The 17,048-nt window shown below is 51.8% G+C and carries 18 protein-coding genes; 12 read left to right on the top strand and 6 right to left on the bottom strand.

Annotated elements, in window-relative coordinates; genetic code table 11:
- Positions 1-49: 49 nt before the first annotated feature.
- The 8 genes from GU926_RS14755 (at position 50) to recO (ending at position 6,677) form a co-directional block, all read left to right on the top strand.
- Positions 50-904: a Rossmann-like and DUF2520 domain-containing protein gene (locus GU926_RS14755; protein ID WP_160693215.1), complete on the top strand. Its 855-nt coding sequence runs from the start codon at positions 50-52 to the stop codon at positions 902-904.
- A 91-nt stretch (positions 905-995) separates the two neighbouring features.
- A complete protein-coding gene (locus tag GU926_RS14760) occupies positions 996-1,325 on the top strand; it encodes a 2Fe-2S iron-sulfur cluster-binding protein (protein ID WP_160693217.1) in 330 nt (109 codons plus the stop codon).
- 94 nt (positions 1,326-1,419) lie between these two features.
- A complete protein-coding gene (gene iscX / locus GU926_RS14765; RefSeq protein WP_160693219.1) occupies positions 1,420-1,659 on the top strand; it encodes a Fe-S cluster assembly protein IscX in 240 nt (79 codons plus the stop codon).
- 21 nt (positions 1,660-1,680) lie between these two features.
- Positions 1,681-2,175 carry a KdsC family phosphatase gene (locus GU926_RS14770; protein ID WP_160693221.1) on the top strand — a complete coding sequence of 165 codons (495 nt, stop codon included), beginning with the start codon at positions 1,681-1,683 and terminating at the stop codon, positions 2,173-2,175.
- A 111-nt stretch (positions 2,176-2,286) separates the two neighbouring features.
- Entirely contained in the window at positions 2,287-2,481 is a 195-nt protein-coding gene (locus tag GU926_RS14775) for a cold-shock protein (RefSeq protein WP_066508428.1), read from the top strand.
- Between the two features lie 118 nt (positions 2,482-2,599).
- Positions 2,600-3,445 carry a geranylgeranylglycerol-phosphate geranylgeranyltransferase gene (locus GU926_RS14780; RefSeq protein ID WP_160693223.1) on the top strand — a complete coding sequence of 282 codons (846 nt, stop codon included), beginning with the start codon at positions 2,600-2,602 and terminating at the stop codon, positions 3,443-3,445.
- Between the two features lie 62 nt (positions 3,446-3,507).
- Positions 3,508-5,814: a type IX secretion system anionic LPS delivery protein PorZ gene (porZ, locus tag GU926_RS14785; protein ID WP_160693225.1), complete on the top strand. Its 2,307-nt coding sequence runs from the start codon at positions 3,508-3,510 to the stop codon at positions 5,812-5,814.
- Positions 5,815-5,963: 149 nt separating this feature from the next.
- A complete protein-coding gene (gene recO / locus GU926_RS14790) occupies positions 5,964-6,677 on the top strand; it encodes a DNA repair protein RecO (protein ID WP_160693227.1) in 714 nt (237 codons plus the stop codon).
- Between the two features lie 262 nt (positions 6,678-6,939).
- On the opposite strand, the gene GU926_RS14795 is transcribed toward recO, so the two are convergent.
- The 3 genes from GU926_RS14795 to GU926_RS14805 are packed head-to-tail and all read right to left on the bottom strand — an operon-like array spanning position 6,940 to position 9,507.
- A complete protein-coding gene (locus GU926_RS14795; protein WP_160693229.1) occupies positions 6,940-7,467 on the bottom strand; it encodes an FKBP-type peptidyl-prolyl cis-trans isomerase in 528 nt (175 codons plus the stop codon).
- Positions 7,468-7,478: 11 nt separating this feature from the next.
- Complete coding sequence (locus GU926_RS14800; RefSeq protein WP_160693231.1) at positions 7,479-8,462, bottom strand: FKBP-type peptidyl-prolyl cis-trans isomerase; 984 nt, start codon at positions 8,460-8,462, stop codon at positions 7,479-7,481.
- A 34-nt stretch (positions 8,463-8,496) separates the two neighbouring features.
- Positions 8,497-9,507, bottom strand: a complete 1,011-nt coding sequence (locus GU926_RS14805; RefSeq protein ID WP_160693233.1) for a DHH family phosphoesterase — start codon at positions 9,505-9,507, stop codon at positions 8,497-8,499.
- A gap of 195 nt (positions 9,508-9,702) precedes the next feature.
- Between GU926_RS14805 and GU926_RS14810 the strand changes: the two genes are divergently transcribed.
- From GU926_RS14810 to GU926_RS14820, 3 genes are all read left to right on the top strand, one after another.
- Complete coding sequence (locus GU926_RS14810) at positions 9,703-10,122, top strand: nucleoside-diphosphate kinase (RefSeq protein ID WP_160693235.1); 420 nt, start codon at positions 9,703-9,705, stop codon at positions 10,120-10,122.
- Positions 10,123-10,274: 152 nt separating this feature from the next.
- Complete coding sequence (locus tag GU926_RS14815; protein ID WP_160693237.1) at positions 10,275-11,408, top strand: energy transducer TonB; 1,134 nt, start codon at positions 10,275-10,277, stop codon at positions 11,406-11,408.
- Positions 11,409-11,549: 141 nt separating this feature from the next.
- The gene (locus GU926_RS14820) at positions 11,550-12,503 is read left to right on the top strand and encodes a TonB family protein (RefSeq protein ID WP_160693239.1); all 954 of its coding nucleotides are present in this window, start codon (positions 11,550-11,552) and stop codon (positions 12,501-12,503) included.
- Between the two features lie 168 nt (positions 12,504-12,671).
- Here GU926_RS14820 and GU926_RS14825 read toward each other — a convergent pair whose 3' ends face one another.
- The 3 genes from GU926_RS14825 to GU926_RS14835 form a co-directional block, all read right to left on the bottom strand.
- Positions 12,672-13,154: a DUF4199 domain-containing protein gene (locus GU926_RS14825; RefSeq protein ID WP_160693241.1), complete on the bottom strand. Its 483-nt coding sequence runs from the start codon at positions 13,152-13,154 to the stop codon at positions 12,672-12,674.
- Between the two features lie 367 nt (positions 13,155-13,521).
- Positions 13,522-14,586, bottom strand: coding sequence for a lysylphosphatidylglycerol synthase transmembrane domain-containing protein (locus GU926_RS14830; RefSeq protein WP_160693243.1), 1,065 nt, complete (start codon positions 14,584-14,586; stop codon positions 13,522-13,524).
- Positions 14,573-15,349 (bottom strand): segregation and condensation protein A, encoded by a 777-nt coding sequence (locus GU926_RS14835; protein WP_198001424.1) that lies wholly within the window; start codon positions 15,347-15,349, stop codon positions 14,573-14,575. The genes GU926_RS14830 and GU926_RS14835 overlap by 14 nt, the downstream gene beginning before the upstream one ends.
- Positions 15,350-15,607: 258 nt before the next feature.
- Here GU926_RS14835 and GU926_RS14840 point away from each other — a divergent pair, with 258 nt between their 5' ends.
- Entirely contained in the window at positions 15,608-16,948 is a 1,341-nt protein-coding gene (locus GU926_RS14840; RefSeq protein WP_160693245.1) for a hypothetical protein, read from the top strand.
- The last annotated feature ends 100 nt before the right edge of the window (positions 16,949-17,048 follow it).

Genomic DNA, 17,048 nt, shown 5'->3' on the forward strand with positions numbered 1-17,048 from the left:
ACCCGTCCTGTTTTTGACGAGTTTCCAAGAAAAGAGGCTAAATTCCGGCATGTTACCAGAAACCCAACGCCAGGAAGTCTCCATCGCTTCACCCAGAGTGGCCCTGATAGGGGCGGGCAACGTTGCCACGCACTTGGCCCAGGGCCTGAAGGCCGCCGGCGTAGACTTAGCCTGGATGTATAGCCGCACGCAGGCCCACGCCCAGGAGCTGGCGCAAAATGTGGGAGTGCAGGCCATCTCGCACCCAGACTTCACCCAGGCCCCACCCGCAGATGTCTATGTGCTGGCAATTCCAGACCAGGCGTTGGCGCAACTAGCGCAGCTGGCCAAATTTCCAGAGCAGACTTTGGTGGTGCATACCTCAGGCGCGCAGCCTTTGCAGGTGCTAAATGCTCTTGCAGGGGTGAGGAAAGGCGTGTTTTATCCAGTGCAGACGTTCAGCAAGGAGAAGGCCGTGAATTGGAAGAGCATTCCCATTTGCGTGGAGGCAGAACTGGCTGAAGATGAACAACTGTTAAAGCGCCTGGGCTGCCTTTTGTCTGATCAGGTAGAAGTGCTGCGCGGCGAAGACCGAAAACAACTGCACCTGGCCGCCGTCTTTGCCTGTAATTTTACCAACCATTTGTGGGGCATTGCGCAGGAATTGTTGCAGAAGGCGCAGCTGCCTGCTCATTTATTGGAACCGCTCATGCAGGAGACGCTGGAGAAGGCGCGTCAGTTTCCGCCGTTCACGGTACAGACCGGACCCGCCCAGCGTGGGGATGACAACACCATTCAAGCACATTTGCAACTGCTGCAAGACGCGCCTCAATACCAGGAGTTGTACCGCGTTCTCACGCACAGCATCCAGACCACCGCCTCTGATTTTGGCTTGTTTTCTGGAAAACAGGCCAAAAACGACTGATTCCCTTTTGGATAGGGAAGACAAACCCCGCTTGGTTTTGATGGGGGCCGTAGGTTGCCTACCTTTGCACCCTTAATGAACATTGCCCCAGATGAAAGTCGTCAATATAATATATAAGTTCGAAGACGGTACCCCAGATGAAACCCATCTGGGCGCCGAAGGAGAGTCTGTGCTGGATGTAGCCCTCAACAACGGAGTACAATTGCAGCATAACTGCGGCGGCGTGTGCGGCTGCAGCACCTGCCATGTCTACATTGAAAGCGGCATGGATGACCTGCCCGAAATCACGGACAAGGAAGAGGACTTCATTGACCGCGCGGTGAACCCGCGCATCAACTCCAGGCTTGCGTGCCAGTGCGTGGTGCAAGGTGGCCAGGACCTGGTGGTTACCATTCCCAAGCAAGATTTCCTAGGACACTAATTTACAGTGTGCGGTTAACAGTGATTAGTAAACATCGAAAATGATAACTAGTCACTCCTTGCTGTTAACTGTTTACTACTAACTGATAACTGTTATGAATACATCATATGAACCGCCTATCAACTGGGCAGACCATGAGGATATTGCCATGGCGCTTTATGAGAAGTTTGGCGATGAGTTCGGCGAAAGCAAAATCTACCGCATCAGGTTCACAGATCTGCTGGAGTGGATCTTGACCCTGCCTAATTTTGAAGGAACCCGTGAGCAGGCCAATGAAGGCCACCTGGAGCAGATTCAGGCCGCCTGGGTGTATGAGTGGAGAGACAATCAATAGACTGTTGTAACCCCATTTGCCATGCAAGCGCTTCCAGACTTCCGGAACATTTCCACCTTCATCTTTGACGTGGACGGCGTGCTCACAGACGGTACCCTCATGTGTTTTTCTACGGGAGAGCAGGCGCGGTCCTTCAACATCAAGGACGGCTACGCCATCAAGCACGCGCTTAAAAAAGGCTATCGGGTGGCCATCATCTCGGGACGCAATGAGCCGGGCGTTCGCAAGCGCTTGGAGCAACTGGACATCAAGGACATTTACCTGGGCGTGGAGAACAAACTGGACACCTGCCAGAACTACCTCTACTTCCATGGCATTGAGCCAGACACGGTGGTGTTCATGGGAGATGACATGCCTGACCTGGAAGTGATGGAATACTGTGGCATTTCGGCGTGCCCGGCAGACGCCGCCATTGACATCTGTGACATAAGCCAGTACGTGGCCGCGGCAGAAGGTGGCAAGGGCGCCGCCCGCGAATTGATTGAGATGGTGATGAAATTACAGAAGCGCTGGTAAGAAATTTTAGCCGGTTTTCTTTGGTTTTCAAATTATTGTATTGAAAGTTGGTTTTTTTCTAAGAAATCATATATTTACAGTATCATTCATTCTTTCAATTTTTAATTTCTTATGAAAACAGGAACGGTTAAATTCTTCAACGAATCCAAAGGCTACGGCTTTATCACCGAAGAAGGCACCAATGAGGATTTCTTTGTACACGTGACAGGCCTCAACGGAATCCAGATCCAACAGCATGACAAAGTGGAATTCGACACCAAAGAAGGTAAAAAAGGCATTAACGCGGTAAACGTAAAAAAACTCTAATTACCGCTTTCGCATACCCATTTTGTGAACTCTTCTAAAAGCCCCTGCTCTAGGGGCTTTTTTCATTTGTGCCGCCTTTGCCGTACCTTTCCCGCGTCTATCTGCGTTTGTCTGCACGGTGAAAAATCTCCTGTCTCTAATTCGGTTTCCCAATCTGATGATCATGCTGCTCACGCAGGTGCTGGTGCGGTTGTGTTTGGTATTTCCAGAACGGAGCCTGGCCAAGTCGTTTACCTGGCCGTTTGGGGTGCTGCTGCTGGCTACCTTCTGCATTGGCGCGGCTGGCTATATCATCAATGACTACTATGACCTTAAGATAGACCGCATCAACAAGCCAGAGCGCATTGTGGTGGGCAAGGGCCTTACCCGCAGAAAAGCCATGATGCTGCACCTGTACCTCTCCCTGGTCAGCGTGACGCTGGGTGCCTTGCTGGGCTGGCGCATTGGCCTGGTCTACCTGGGCACGGGACTGTTGTTGTGGGGGTATTCGGCGCAGTTGAAGAAGCGCCCGCTGGTGGGCAATATAACCGTGGCCTTGCTAGCGGGCGCCATGGTGCTGGTGGTGCCCTTGCAGGCGGGCCAGCCGTCCCTGGCTGCGTGGGCGTACGGCGTGTTTGCCTTTTTGGTGACGTTGATTAGGGAAATCATCAAAGACATGGAAGACGTGCAGGGCGATGCCTCTTTCAGGTGTGAGACGCTGCCTATCCTGCTGGGACTACCCAAGACCAAGTGGGTGCTGTACTTTCTGCTGGTGTGTTTCTGGGTCTTTACCGCGGCCGTGATGGTGCATGAGTGGGAATCCAGACTGCTGGTGGTTTATCTGTTCATTGGCGTGGTATTGCCGTCTCTGGTGCTTCTGCGCCAACTCTTCTACGCTGACCGGAAGCGCGACTTTGCGCAGTTAAGCTGGCTCTGCAAGGGCATCATGGTAACGGGCATCTTGTCTATGCTAGTGTGGCACTAGCGTTTTTGGCCTGGTTTCCTGAAAAGAGGCCAAAAACGGCTGTAAACTGTGTATCTTTACATATGGCGCTTTCTTCTGCAAAGTTCTGGGCGAGTCTATTCTGGGTTTGGCTGCTGGCGTTGGGAGCCCAGGCCCAAACCTCCACGCTGCCCATCGGCTCTTGGCAGCTGCATGTGCCCAACAACCGCGCCAAGGCCCTCACAGAAACGCCCAATTCCGTTTATGTAGCCACCGAAGACGGTTTCTTCCGGCTGGCCAAGGAAGACAACCACCTGCAAATCTTAACCCGCACCGATGGCTTCAGTGATGTGAATCTGAGCAGCGTGCGGTATGACTCGGCGGCGGCTACGCTGGTGGTGGCCTATGAGAACACCAACCTGGACCTGGTGCAGGACGGCAAAATCAAGAACCTCACAGACCTGCTGCGCAAGCAACTACCTGGCATAAAAACCATCTACCATCTATACACGCACCAGAAGAAAGCCTACCTCTCCACGTCGTTCGGGTTGGTGGTGATTGACCTGGTGAAGCTGGAAGTGAAAGACACCTATGCCAACCTGGGTCCGCAGGGCGAAGGTGTTCAGGTCTACAGTTCCACCATCCTTCAAGACAGCTTGTTTATTGCCTCTTCCTCTGGGGTCATGGTCGCGGCTTTGCAAAATGCTAACCTGCTGGACTACAGAAACTGGCGGCGGTTTGGCCCCGCGCAAGGCTTGCCTGCCCAAGGTACAAGTAACGCCAGAACCTTAGCGGCTTTTCAGGGGAAGGTGTACGTGGGCATGAATGGCAGCGGGCTCTATCAATACCAGAACAATGCCTGGCAGAAGGCCCCTTTCTCTACACCAGACAACCAGTTTGCCTCTCTAGAAACCAACGGCGTGAAGCTGGTGCTGGCCAGCGGTATCGCCGTTCTGGAAGTCAATGCTAATAATGAGGCCATTATCTATACAAATTCTTCCCTTGCCTCGGTGCGCATGGCTATTCCGGCCAAAGATGGGGGCATTTGGGTAGCGGATTATGTGAACGGGTTGGTGCAGCTTAAGAATAACACGGTACAAGTGTTTGCGCCCAACGGCCCCGCGTTTGTAGATGTGTTCAGCTTGTACGCAGATAAGGACACGCTCACGGTGCTGGGCGGGGGCTTTAATCAATCCTATTTACAGGCCGGTTCCAACGCAGGATTCTACCAGTACCAGAACGGCCAGTGGACCAGCTACAACCGGTTCAGCGGCGGCGCTTTCCCTGGCCATGTGCGGGATTTGGTGGCTGCCGTGCGTAACCCGGTGACCGGCAAGTTCTATCTGGCCAGCTACGGCGGCGGCCTGCTGGAATGGGACGGCTTGAACAAAGTGACTCTTTACAATGAAACCAACAGCCCACTGCGCAGCGCCATTCCCGGTAACCAGGATTTCGTGCGCATAACCAGTCTGGCGGTAGATTCAGAGGGCCACGTGTGGGTGGTGAACAGAAACCAACAGGCCAACGCGCCCGGCTTGTTTGAGCTGCTGCCAGACGGCACCTGGAAATCCCATCCCTTCAATTTCCCTTTCAGCAACGCCTTAGATAAGATCCTGATTGACAACGAAGGCTACAAATGGCTCACCGTGAGCACCAACGCCCCCGGCGCCGGCCTGGTGGTGTACAATGACCTTGACAAAACCTACCGGTACATTGGTGGCCCCGGCGAAGGCGGCCTGCCCGGAGCGCAGGTGTACAGCATGGCCCTGGACAACAAAGGCGAAATCTGGGTGGGTACCGGAGCGGGCGTAGCCGTGTTTAGCAGTGGGGCAGAGGTGTTTTCTTCTGGCGGTTCTGCGGCTTATCTTCCCATTTATGAACGCCGGCCCTTGCTGCAAGGCCAGGTGGTGCGCAGCATTGCCGTAGACGGGGCCAACCGCAAATGGATGGGCACTGACAACGGCGTATGGCTCTTCAGTGAGACCGGCGAGGAGCTGGTTGCCAACTTTACCACCAAGAACAGCCCGCTGCCTTCAGACAAGATCAGAGACATTGCCATCAACCATGGCACCGGCGAGGTGTTCATAGGGACGGAGGCCGGCGTGGCCGCCTACAGAGGCACTGCCACCAAGACCGAGACCATTAACAAAGACTGTCTGCAGGTGTTTCCTAATCCGGTGAGGGCGGGCTATACGGGCTCCATTGGCATCTCAGGGCTGCCCAACAACGGCTGGGTAAAGATCACAGACACAAGCGGCAAACTGGTCTTTGAAGGGCGCTCCAACGGCGGAACCTTCGTCTGGAACGGCCGCGACTACAACGGCAGCAAGGCCAAGCCCGGGGTCTACCTGGTACTGGCGGGCTCTGAAGACGGCAGTGAGACCTGTTCTGCCAAAATTGCCGTACAATAACCATTGTCAGAGCCAGCTGAAGAAGGGGACTAACAGATGCTCTCGTTTTTGGCTTGTTTCCTGGAAAATAGCCTAAAAACGGTTTAACGCAGAAAACAGAAACCTGACAACCAACCCAAACGCAGTTTAGATTCTATACCGCCTACCACATGTTGATAAAGACCCGGGGCATTGTTTTAAACTTCATCAAGTTCAAGGAATCCTCCATCATTGTGCGCATTTACACAGAGGAACTGGGCCTGCAAAGCTACATAGTGAACAGTGTGCGCAAGAAAGGGAGCGCCTCCCGCATTGCCTTGTTTCAACCGTTCACGCTGCTGGACATGGTGGTGTACCCTTCGACCAAGGGAGGCTTGACGCGCATCTCAGAATACAAGTGCAATCATCCGTTCTCCTCAGTGCCCTATGACATCAGGAAGAGTAGCATACTCATGTTCTTGTCTGAGATGGTGGCCCGCACCGTGCGGGAAGAAGAAGAGAACCGCGCCTTGTTTGAGTTCCTGCATGAATCCATCATTGCCTTTGACGAGGCCAAGGACGGGTTTGAGAACTTCCATCTGGCCTTTTTGTTGCAGTTGGCGGGCTATCTGGGGTTTGGCGTCTCTTCGGCTGAGGAGGTGATCAGTCAGGTGGCCTTTGAGGCGGGCGGGTCTGCCATGCTGGGAAATAGCGTGATGCAACTACAGCGCCTGGAACCATACCTCACCGAACTGCTCCACCACGGAATGGCCGCGCACATACCAAATGGCCGCGCCCGGCGGGAGCTGTTACAGTTGCTGGTACAATACTTTCAATTGCACGTGGAACAGCTAGGCGAGATTAAGTCTCTGGCAGTGCTTTCTGAAGTGCTGAGCGTAGAATAAGCCACTGGTTTCTAATGGTAGGTACTTGCCCATGGGCATCGTTTTTGGGCTGTTTTCTGAGAAATAGGCCAAAAACAAAGAAACCACTGCTCTGGTGAGAATTTCCATCAATCAGGAGAAGGTAGGAGGTTGCCCTCATGGACCCGCTGTAAACCTTGCCCAATCAATTACAAAGGAGAAAGTCAAACTGAAGTAGCAAACGCATAAAAAAAAGAGGCCACCTACTGTAGGCGGCCTCTTTTTTTAAGTGAAAGTGGTTTGATTAGAAATCGATTAATTCTACATCAAACATGATGGGCGTATTGCCAGGGACGGCACCGTAACCATAACGGCCGTACCCTAATTGTGAAGGTATAATCAACTGCGCTTTTTCGCCTCTGCTCATTAATAGAACACCTTCTTCCCAGCCTTTGATGACTCTTCCCTGGCCCAACGTAAACTTGAAGGTCTGCGCCCGGTCATAAGATGAATCAAACTTTTGGCCGTCGCTTACAAACTTGCCCACGTAGTGCATCTCCACCTGCTGGCCTTTCACGGGCTTTTCGCCGGTGCCAGGAGTTTTTACCACGTAGTACAAACCAGAAGCCGTGCGGGTGTAATCAGCGGGGGTTAGATTAAGAAAGCCTTCTAAATACGCCTTGATTGCCTTGTCTTCTTTTTCGGCTTGCGCCACTGCGTCAAAGTTGTCATATGGGTTTACTTTGTCATCCTTGCAGCCCGCTGAGGTTGTAAGGAGACAGATAGCCAACACTAACTGCCACAGCACGCTTTTTCTTACCAACTGTTGCATAGTCGTATGCATTATAAACCTGGTACTGCCGGACCGGCAGGGGCCGCAGGCGTGTTCTTGATGTCTACTATCTCAATGTCAAAACGCAGGATAGAGTTGGCCGGCATGTCGGCGCCGCGGGCCATGGCTCCGTAGCCCATTGGCGAAGGAATCAACAAGATACCCTTGCTGCCTTTGTTGAACTGCTGAATGCCTTCTTCCCAGCCCTTGATCACTTGGCCTTGGCCTAGTGGGAACTCAATAGGGTTGCCGCCATTAGACTTGGCAGAAGAGTCAAACTCTTTGCCGTTCAACAAAGTGCCTTTGTACTGCACGCTCACGGTGTTACCCACAGAAGCGTTGGCACCGGTGCCTGGCTGCGTGATGATGTAATACACACCGTTGGCCGTCTTCTGCGCCGTCAGGTTGTTTTTCTTTAGGTATTCCTGGATCATTTTGTCATCCAGAGGAGCCTGCTTGGCGGCTTTCTCTTCCATGGCCTTCTGCTGGCGTTCCATCAACTTAGGATAGTCTGCCATGGCCTCTTGTTCTGTCTGCAGGTTGGTGGCCTTTACAAAGAACGTCAGGAAGCTTCCTTTTTTGATGAACGGAGGAAGAGGAGCCTTGAAGGTTTTGGCGAACAAGGTGTCTGCGTTGATTTTGAACACGGCGCTGTCACCTTTGTCCAGCATTAAGAATGCTTCTTCAATGCTGCCTTTGTTAGGCGTCTCTACCAGCTTGATCTGAACAGGCATGGCGTTGTCTTTGGTGCTATACAGCAAAGAGTCTTTCTCGGTGCGGTACTCCATCTCAAAGGTCATCACTTTGCCTAGTTTGGTAGAATCTACCTTGGCAACGTCTTTCACGTCATACTCACCGTCTTTGCCTGCGGCATACAGTTTATATTCTAAGCCAGAGGCCGTTTTCTGAAAGGAATCATTGCCCATGTTCTTGCACGAAGGGGCAAAAAGGGTCACTGCCAGTGCAGGCAGCAAATAGATTGATTTTTTCAACATTGGTTTAAAAGTATAATAGATCTTGTTTGGTTTGTTACTTGGCTAATTGTTCTGTGTAGAGCGGCAACAGGCTCTTGAACTTCTCCACGGTTTCTTCCAGCGAAAGATAAGAAATTCCGCCCGAAGCGTTCTTATGGCCGCCGCCGCTAAAGTGGCTTCTGGCAAACTCGTTCACAGAGATGTCGCCCACTGACCGGAAGGAGATTTTCACGGCCTCTGTGCGGTCAATGAACAAGGCGGCAAAGCGCACGCCCTCAATGGAAAGCGCAAAGTTCACCAGGCCTTCGGTGTCACCGGTCTGCGAGTTGTATTGTTTCAATTCTTCAGAGGTAACGGCAATAAAGGCGGTGTTGTATTCCCGCACCACCGTTAGCTTGTCTTTGAGCACATAGCCCAAAAAGCGCAGGCGGCTTTCTGAGTAGCTGTCATAGATGTTGCGGTGCACCTTGCAGATGTCTACGCCCTTGTGCAACAGATCTGCTATGATCAAGTGCACGTTGCGCGTAGTGCTGGCGTGCCTGAAAGAGCCTGTGTCGGTCATGATGCCCGCGTACAGGCACTCGCCAATGGCATTGTCAATGAGGTCTTCATCGCCTAGGTCTCTGATCAATTCATAAACCAGTTCTGCGGTGGCCGCGGCGCTGGTGTTGGAGAACATGATCTCGGCGAAGGGCTCTGGCTCCAGGTGGTGGTCAATGAGCACGCGGGTGCCTTTGGCCTGCCGTATGTAGCCACCCAGCTCATTGATGCGACTTAGGGCGCTGAAGTCCAGACAGAAGAGCACATCGGCTTCCTGAATGATGGCCTGGGCCTGTGCGTCTGTGCGATGGCTGTAAATAAGAACCTCCTCGTTGCCGCTCATCCAGTTCAGGAAAGAGGGGTAGTCCGTGGGGGTGATCACCGTTACCTGGTGACCCTTTTTTTTAAGATAGCCTGCCAGCCCTAAAGAAGATCCAAGCGCATCCGCATCCGGTTTATGGTGCGTGGTGATCATGATCTTCCTGGGTGTTCGCAGAAGCTCTTGTAGCTCGTTGATTTGCTGCATTGTATACGCTCCACCCGCGTCAGAAAAAGTGCGGGTATAAGCTGCAAAATTCAGAAGAATAAAAGTACAAACCAAATAAATGGGCAAGGGAAACAGGCGGCCCGGCCGGGGTATTTTCTGGCAGAGCACCATCTTTTAGCAATTTGTGCTAATTTTGCAGCTCAATAAGTCAATCACTGTTAAACAATAAGAAAAATGGCTGGAAACGTAACGTTCACCATGATCAAACCAGATGCCGTGCAGGACAACCACATTGGCGGTATCACTAAAATGATGGAAGAGGCTGGCTTTAGAGTTGTGGCCATGAAAAAGACGCGCCTGACTGAGGAGCGTGCCGGTAAATTCTACGAGGTGCACAAGGAGCGTCCGTTCTACGGCGACCTGGTAAAATACATGAGCTCTGGCCCAATCGTGGCTATGATTCTGGAGAAAGACAACGCCGTGTTGGATTTCCGTACGTTGATTGGCGCCACCAACCCAGCGCAGGCTGAGGAAGGAACCATCAGAAAGCAATATGCCAAGTCTGTAGAGGCCAACGCCGTGCACGGTTCTGACTCTGATGAGAACGCCCAGATTGAAGGAGACTTCTTCTTCTCTGCCGACGAGCGTTTCTAGTCTGTTTTCTGGAAAATAACCCAAAAACGCCTGATGCTCACGTGTCAGGCGTTTTTTTGTGCCCGCCGTTTTTGGGCTGTTTTCGGGGAAAATGGCCAAAAACGAGAAAGCCTTGCTATCTTTAAGCTATCTATTCAAAATTATATCCTATCATGAATCTTCGTTTTGTGTGGGCGCTTGCGTTGCTGCTTTTGCTTGGCAGTAAAGCTTTTGCCCAGGAAGTAAATCCGCATGTAGTGCCGGTCACTGTTTTCTATGACCAGGAATGGCAGGTGACCGTCAAAGAGAAGGCATCTTTTATACGAGTGGGTAGCTTGGACACCGTTCGGCAGAAATTCATGGGCAAGGTCACTGATTTTTACGCCAACGGCACACCGCTACTGCAAGTGAATTACTTAGAGGCGGGCAAAGACGGAGCCTTCCAAACCAGTTACTCCAACAAGAAATTAGAGCAGCGCGGCATTTTCCTGAAAGACAAGCCTGTGGGTATATGGGAATACTATTACGCCTCGGGCAAGCCTTGGCAGACCGTTGAATACCTGGATAATGGAGACTTTAAGGTACTCGCTTTCTATGATACTACCGGGCAACAACTGGTGAAGGATGGTACGGGTCCTTGGTACTCCAAGATGCGGGCTCAGATAAGAGGCATAGACTTTACAGTAAACATTACCGGTAACTGGAAAGAAGGCAAGAGAATTGGTCAATGGAAGGCTACTCAGAAAAATGGAAAACCTGTGTTTAGAGAACTCTTTGAAGAAGGTGTACTCAAGCAAGGAGTCATACATGGAGTTTTTAATGATGAGGTCATTAGCACCTACACAGAAAGAGAGAATCCCAAGATAAGCACCTATGACTTTGTCTACCATGCCGAAGCCCTTCACCCAAGTTCTTCCTTTGTCACCAAAGAGCGTGCGTTGGAGTACATTCTCAGAAAGGAGCATCTGCTGCCACCTTCTTCGCCCGGCGTGGTTTATACAGACAGGATAGAGCAAATGCCAGAGTTTCCGGGCGGACAGGCAGCCATGTTCAAGTTTCTGCAATCCAATTTCAGGATGCCCAGTGACGTCATGAGAAGGGAAGTAAACGGCGCGTTAGTGATTTCAATAGTGATAGACGCCACTGGCAAGGTTACCGATATGAAAGTTGTAAAGGGCCTCACGAGTAGCCTAAACCAGGAAGCCATGAGGGTCATAGCCTTAATGCCTCGTTGGAAACCCGGCAGAATAGACGGCAAACCAGTGAGTGTGCAATACAACATCCCCTATATGATTAGGAACAAATAAATAAAAGCCTGACGCTAACGTGTCAGGCTTTTATTTTGCGCCTTGCCGTTTTTAGGCTGGTTTAGTGAAAAGAGGCCAAAAACGCAAGAGGGCAGATGACTATTGATTTTGTAACTTTGGATAGGTTCCAAAAGCGTTTTTATGAAAAGATATTTCCCCCTGCTACTATTGGTGCTTCTGCCGTTCTGGGTACAAGCGCAAACATCCTCTACCTACCATCAAGAAATCTTAAAACACCGCGCCCAAGAGGACAGCGTCTTTAAGTACGGTGAAAAATCGCCGCTTACGCCAGAAGCCAAGGACACCTTCCAAGCCTTGGAGTATTTCCCGGTGAAGGAGGCCTACCGCGTGAAAGCCAAATTTGTGCGCACCGCCAACGAAGGCGTTTTCAAGATGCCCACCACCGGCGCACGCACGCCAGAATACGTCAAGTACGGCGAGCTGCACTTTAACCTGAACGGCCAGAAGCTGCAACTCAACGCCTACCAGAACCAGGAGTTGATGAAACAGGTGCAGTATGCCAATTACCTGTTCATACCGTTCACAGACGCCACCACCGGGCAAGAGACCTACGCTACCGGCCGGTACCTGGACTTCAGCATTCCCATGGGAGCAGACAGCGTGTGGGTAGATTTCAACAAAGCCTACAACCCATATTGCGCCTACAGCGACGGCTATTCCTGCCCCATTCCGCCCAAGGAAAACAAACTCCCGGTACGCATTGAGGCCGGGGTGAAGAACTACGGCAAAGGAGAAGCCGGCGAATTGGTAAAGGCTTTGGCCAAGTATCCCGGGGGCGATCAGGTGTTGGAAGACTTCCTGTACAGAAACTTCGTGATGCCGCTACCCGCCCGGAAAGCGCACCTCTCAGGGGCGGTGGTTTTTTCTTTTGTAGTAAAGCCAGACGGCACGTTGACAGACTTTGAGATACTGCAGTCTGTACGAAGTGACGTGGACAGCGCCGTCTTGAAAGCAGCCCGGAAAATGCCCAACTGGGAGCCCCTGGAATCTGCCGAGGAAGTGAAAATGACCTTGTCTTTGCAAGTGCCCAGAGGAAAGCCACATCAGCAGAACCTCACCAAAGCGGCGTACTAAGCACTCTGACGGGTTAGAAGAGAAGAAAGCAAAGCCTACTGCAGGGAGACATACCAGCTCCCTGCAGTAGGCTTTTAAGATACTATGCGGTAGAAACTGCCGTTTTTAGCCTGTTTTATAGGAAACGGCCCAAAAACGGACCCAGAAGCCAAATAGATAATAATTTCCTTAGCGATACCTTCCGCCTGAATTGTCAAAGGCCATCATAAGCACATACCCCGACATGGCTCCTACTATAGTGCCCAGAAGCACAATGGAGGCAACCACCATCATGAGTGGCAAGTGAATGCCGTAGTAGGTTTGCTCAACTAGGCCGCCGGCCGCTTCGGGCTGCAGAATCATGCCATAGAACAATATGAACGCTGCATAAATCACAGACCCCACCAAGCCCACCAGAAAGCCAATGGCCAGACCGGGTAGGTAAGGAGTTTGTCTGTTGCGGTTTTCATAGCTTTTCTTGAGCGACCGAATAGCCATCACCACCGCCCCTATGATAAAGAGGTTGCTTGCAAACCGAAGCACTTCTTCGTCTTGCTGCCCAATCATGTTAATGATGATGAAATAGACAATCATGGCCACCGCAGAAAGCACGCCGTACCGGATGCCTATTCGCTGGGTGGGAGCATTTGATCTGTTTACTGAAGTTTCCATGGTAATAAGTTTGGATGACAAAGACTCTGAACAGGAGGGCGTTAGGAAGTACACCCTCTTTGGATACGTAAGAAATTGAGCTTTGTCTATCTGCCTACGGCAAACCTATCCCATCAAAAAGAAAAACGCGCCTACGCAGATTGGGTCAGCACCCGCACCCAAATCTAACAGCCTTGAAAGAAGCCATGCCCCATCCCTGCCATGAAAAGAGCGCGCTACACAACGCTTTTAAGAAAGCCCTAAAATAGTCTTGCCCATGACCGGAAAAGAAAGTGAATGGCCAGAAGAAGCCTAGCCGATGCCGCCAAAAGAAAGGAGCGTTTTTGGCCTGTTTTCATCAAAACAGGCCAAAAACGAAAGAAACGGGTTAGGCTTCGTCCTCGTCATCCTGCGGATGCTCGCCAAAGACGCGCAACACCCAGCGGGGTAGAAAGAAAGAACCCAGAATCAGGTACAGATAATACGTCACCATGCGGTACAGCAATACAATTACCGTAGTGAACCTGCCCAAAAACTGCCCGAAGAACGTAGGAAAGGCCACTTCGGCTATACCGGCACCACCCGGCGTCACGGCTACCAATAGCACAATCTTGTAGACCATGTTTCTGGAGAAGATGAGCACGTGGTCATGGAACCCTATGTCTGTGAAGGCGGCAATGAGGCAGTTGATGACAAAGTAGCGGGCGGTCCAGACAAAGGCGGTGCTCAACGCGGCGTTCACCCAGTAACTGACCGTGCTGCCCTTCAGGTGCTGCGAGGCCCATACCAGTTCATTGCCGTGCTTGTAGGCGCCCGGTCTCCAGCGGCGCGTGAATTTGAAAGACGTAGCGCGCAGGAAAATACGTTTCACGGCCTTCGGGTTGATGAGGAGGCCATACGCCATCAAGAACGCATAGAAGGCAATGAGTAGGTAACTGATGATGAAGGCAATCTCCAGGCTTTGCGTCACCGAGAACTCCATGGCAGAAACCTCGGGGAAGATGTCACCGGCAGTGATCAAAAACACCAGCGGCACGGCCACAATGAAGTACAGGTTGTCCAGCATGGCCGTCACCATCACATAGGCCAGTGACTTGCCCAGGCTCAGACCTTCCTTGTTCAAAATAAAGGCCGCCACGGTAGAACCGCCCACCACAGAGGGCATCACGCAGGAGGCAAACTCCCAGAGCATGATCACGTCCACGCTTTTTCGCCAGCTCAAGAATTTCTCCGTCACGTACCTAATGCGGTAAATATACCCGAAGTCCCGCACCACCAGCACCACAAAGGTCATGACCAACCAGAACGGCTTGGCGTTGTAGAGGGGCGTAAAGTCCATCTGAGCGCTGTCGCGGTAAAACATGTAGCCAATCACGCTCAAGCCAATGACCACGGGTATGAGAATGCGCTGCGGCGTGAAGTAGGAGAGGAGTTTCTTTCTATTCAGATCCATTGGTGTCAGAAACGGTCAGGTGCTGGGTTTCAGAATAAGGCACAATGCGGAAGTTGTTGAATCCGTCGCCAATCTCCAGACCAATCTCATTGAGCTGGAGCAAATCTAAAATCGCCAGAAAGTTAAAAATAAGGCCAATCTTGTCTGGAAAGGCCTCCAGCAGGTCTGTGAACTGCACCACGCCCTGGGCGCTCACCCGGTGCTTGATGTAGGTACGTTGCTGGTCTATGGTGTAGGGATAGGTGTAAACCGTGTGCTTGGGCCGGTTCTGCTCTTCCTCATACCGCTGCATGGCCTTATGGAAAGACTGCATGAGGTGGTAGAGGTTCAGGTCCTTAAGTTCGTACTCCAGCTGATGCTTGGCGGCAATCTTGCCTAGTTCCTCGTCGGTATTGCCGCGGCGCTCCTGTTGCAGGCGCACGTCCTCCAACAAGCTTAATTCACCAAGAACTTCTTTGTAGCGCTTGTATTCCAAGAGGTGCTGGACCAGTTCCTGGCGCGGGTCAATCTCATTGCCCTGCTCGTCTTTCTCAAAACGCGGCAACAGCATCTTAGCCTTGATGCGCATGAGCGTGGCGGCCGTGAGGATGAACTCACTGGCCACTTCCATGTTCATGGTCTCCAGCTGGCGTATGTAGCCCACAAAGTCATTGGTGATCTGCGAGATGGGAATGTCATGAATGTCCAGCTCATCGCGTTCAATAAAGAACAGCAATAAGTCAAAAGGGCCCTCAAACAGTGATAATTTTATCTCGAAACTCACGAATTCTTTTCTGCTACGTCTTACGGTGAAAGTTCCTCTAGAAGCAGCCAACTGCCCGAAGGCTTTTCTCCCGGGGCGGCCGTTTTTGGGCTGTTTTCTGGGAAACAGGCCAAAAACGAGGCCCTCCCGTCCAGGAAAGCCCTTGCTTCTGAGGCTTCAAGACCTAAAATTAGGCAAAAAAAAGAAGTATGCCTGAGAAAACCGGAGACTGCCCAATTCTGGCTACCTTGCTTTCTGGTTCCTTATCCTGCCGTTGCCGTGCCTAAAACCTCTGCTTCTTTCTTAGTGGTGAAGAACCGCTCCCATGCCTGGGCGTGGTGGGCCTTGATGCTCTTGCACGCAGCGGGCTTTCTCTGGCAACTGCACCACCAGGCCTACCGCCTCACCGATTCCCAGCAGTACCTGAACGTGGCCCAAAACCTGCATGAGCACGGAGAAATCTACAGTGCTGTCTGGAAACAACCCTTCATTCTGGAAGGCTTCACGCTGCGTCCGCCGGTATACCCGCTGTTTATCTTGCTTTGGCAGATGGTGACGGGCAGCATCTGGGGTGTGCTGCTGGCGCAGGCGGTTTTGAGTCTGGCTACCTTGTACACGGTGCAGCGGCTGTGGTTGGCCAGTGCTTTGCAGCGGAAGTTTCCAGTGCTCTTGTTAGTGGCCGTGGTACTGTACCCGGCGCAGATCATCTATGCCAACATGGTCATGTCTGAAATACTGGTGCAGGCGCTGGTGCTAGGGTTCTTTGTAGTGATGCGGATGTATTGGGAAGAGAGACAGACGAAGTGGGTGCTGTGTGTGGCCTTGTTTTTAATAGCCGCCATGCTCACTAAGCCCTTGTTTTATCCCTTTACCTTTCTGTTTCTGATTTGGGGTATCTTTAAAGCTGTTCAGCAGAAGAAGGTGCTCTTATTGGTGTATGCCATTTTGCCACTGGTCGTGGCTTTTGGCTACCAGGCATACAACCAGCAGCGCACGGGCTACTTTCATTTTTCCAGCATTCAAGAAATTAACCTGCGGCAATACAACGCGTTTGGGGTTTGGGAAAAGGAGCATGGCTATGCGTATGCAGATAGCGCCTTGGCCAGCCTGGAGGCGCAGGCAAACAAGCAACCTTCCTTTGCAGAGCGGCAGAAATTCCTCCGGAATGCCAGCCTGCAAGTACTCCTTCAATCACCAGTCACGTATGCGCAAAACCACCTCCTGGGCATGGTGCATTTTTTTCTGGACCCGGGCCGTTATGATTTGGTGCATTTTTTTGGGGTGGATGGCAAGCAGGGCCCCGGTTTGAGCAGCCACCTACAGACCGAAGGCTACGCTGGACTCTGGGCATATCTCAGGGAGTACAATTTCTTTTTCCTGCTGGCGTTGGGAACCTTGGTGCTGGCCAACCTAGTAAAGCTGGCGGCCTTGGTTTTGTATGCCTTCAATAGGCAAGTGGCGTTGGCAGAGCGTGTCTTGCTGCTGGGCATCATCTTGTTGGTGGCGGGGCTTACGGGGCCGGTGGGCGTGTCCAGGTACACGGTGCCCGTCTTTCCATTGGTATTGTACACGCTGCCTTTTGCGTGGCAGCAGGCCTGGCGCTTTGTTCAAAACCGCTGAATTTTCGTAGAGGTAAAAGAACCAGCGCAGTTGCCTGGCGGCAGGGATAATATTTTTTGCTATTTTTACATTTTTTGGGGAATCCATAACTTTTGGATGC

The sequence above is a fragment of the Nibribacter ruber genome, from assembly GCF_009913235.1.
GTDB classification, from domain to species: domain Bacteria; phylum Bacteroidota; class Bacteroidia; order Cytophagales; family Hymenobacteraceae; genus Nibribacter; species Nibribacter ruber.

Coding starts and splice junctions, on each gene's coding strand:
- GU926_RS14755 (WP_160693215.1), top strand. CDS start 50: ATGTTACCAGAAACCCAACGCCAGGAAGTCTCCATCGCTTCACCCAGA.
- GU926_RS14760 (WP_160693217.1), top strand. CDS start 996: ATGAAAGTCGTCAATATAATATATAAGTTCGAAGACGGTACCCCAGAT.
- iscX (WP_160693219.1), top strand. CDS start 1,420: ATGAATACATCATATGAACCGCCTATCAACTGGGCAGACCATGAGGAT.
- GU926_RS14770 (WP_160693221.1), top strand. CDS start 1,681: ATGCAAGCGCTTCCAGACTTCCGGAACATTTCCACCTTCATCTTTGAC.
- GU926_RS14775 (WP_066508428.1), top strand. CDS start 2,287: ATGAAAACAGGAACGGTTAAATTCTTCAACGAATCCAAAGGCTACGGC.
- porZ (WP_160693225.1), top strand. CDS start 3,508: ATGGCGCTTTCTTCTGCAAAGTTCTGGGCGAGTCTATTCTGGGTTTGG.
- recO (WP_160693227.1), top strand. CDS start 5,964: ATGTTGATAAAGACCCGGGGCATTGTTTTAAACTTCATCAAGTTCAAG.
- GU926_RS14795 (WP_160693229.1), bottom strand. CDS start 7,467: ATGCAACAGTTGGTAAGAAAAAGCGTGCTGTGGCAGTTAGTGTTGGCT.
- GU926_RS14800 (WP_160693231.1), bottom strand. CDS start 8,462: ATGTTGAAAAAATCAATCTATTTGCTGCCTGCACTGGCAGTGACCCTT.
- GU926_RS14805 (WP_160693233.1), bottom strand. CDS start 9,507: ATGCAGCAAATCAACGAGCTACAAGAGCTTCTGCGAACACCCAGGAAG.
- GU926_RS14810 (WP_160693235.1), top strand. CDS start 9,703: ATGGCTGGAAACGTAACGTTCACCATGATCAAACCAGATGCCGTGCAG.
- GU926_RS14815 (WP_160693237.1), top strand. CDS start 10,275: ATGAATCTTCGTTTTGTGTGGGCGCTTGCGTTGCTGCTTTTGCTTGGC.
- GU926_RS14820 (WP_160693239.1), top strand. CDS start 11,550: ATGAAAAGATATTTCCCCCTGCTACTATTGGTGCTTCTGCCGTTCTGG.
- GU926_RS14825 (WP_160693241.1), bottom strand. CDS start 13,154: ATGGAAACTTCAGTAAACAGATCAAATGCTCCCACCCAGCGAATAGGC.
- GU926_RS14830 (WP_160693243.1), bottom strand. CDS start 14,586: ATGGATCTGAATAGAAAGAAACTCCTCTCCTACTTCACGCCGCAGCGC.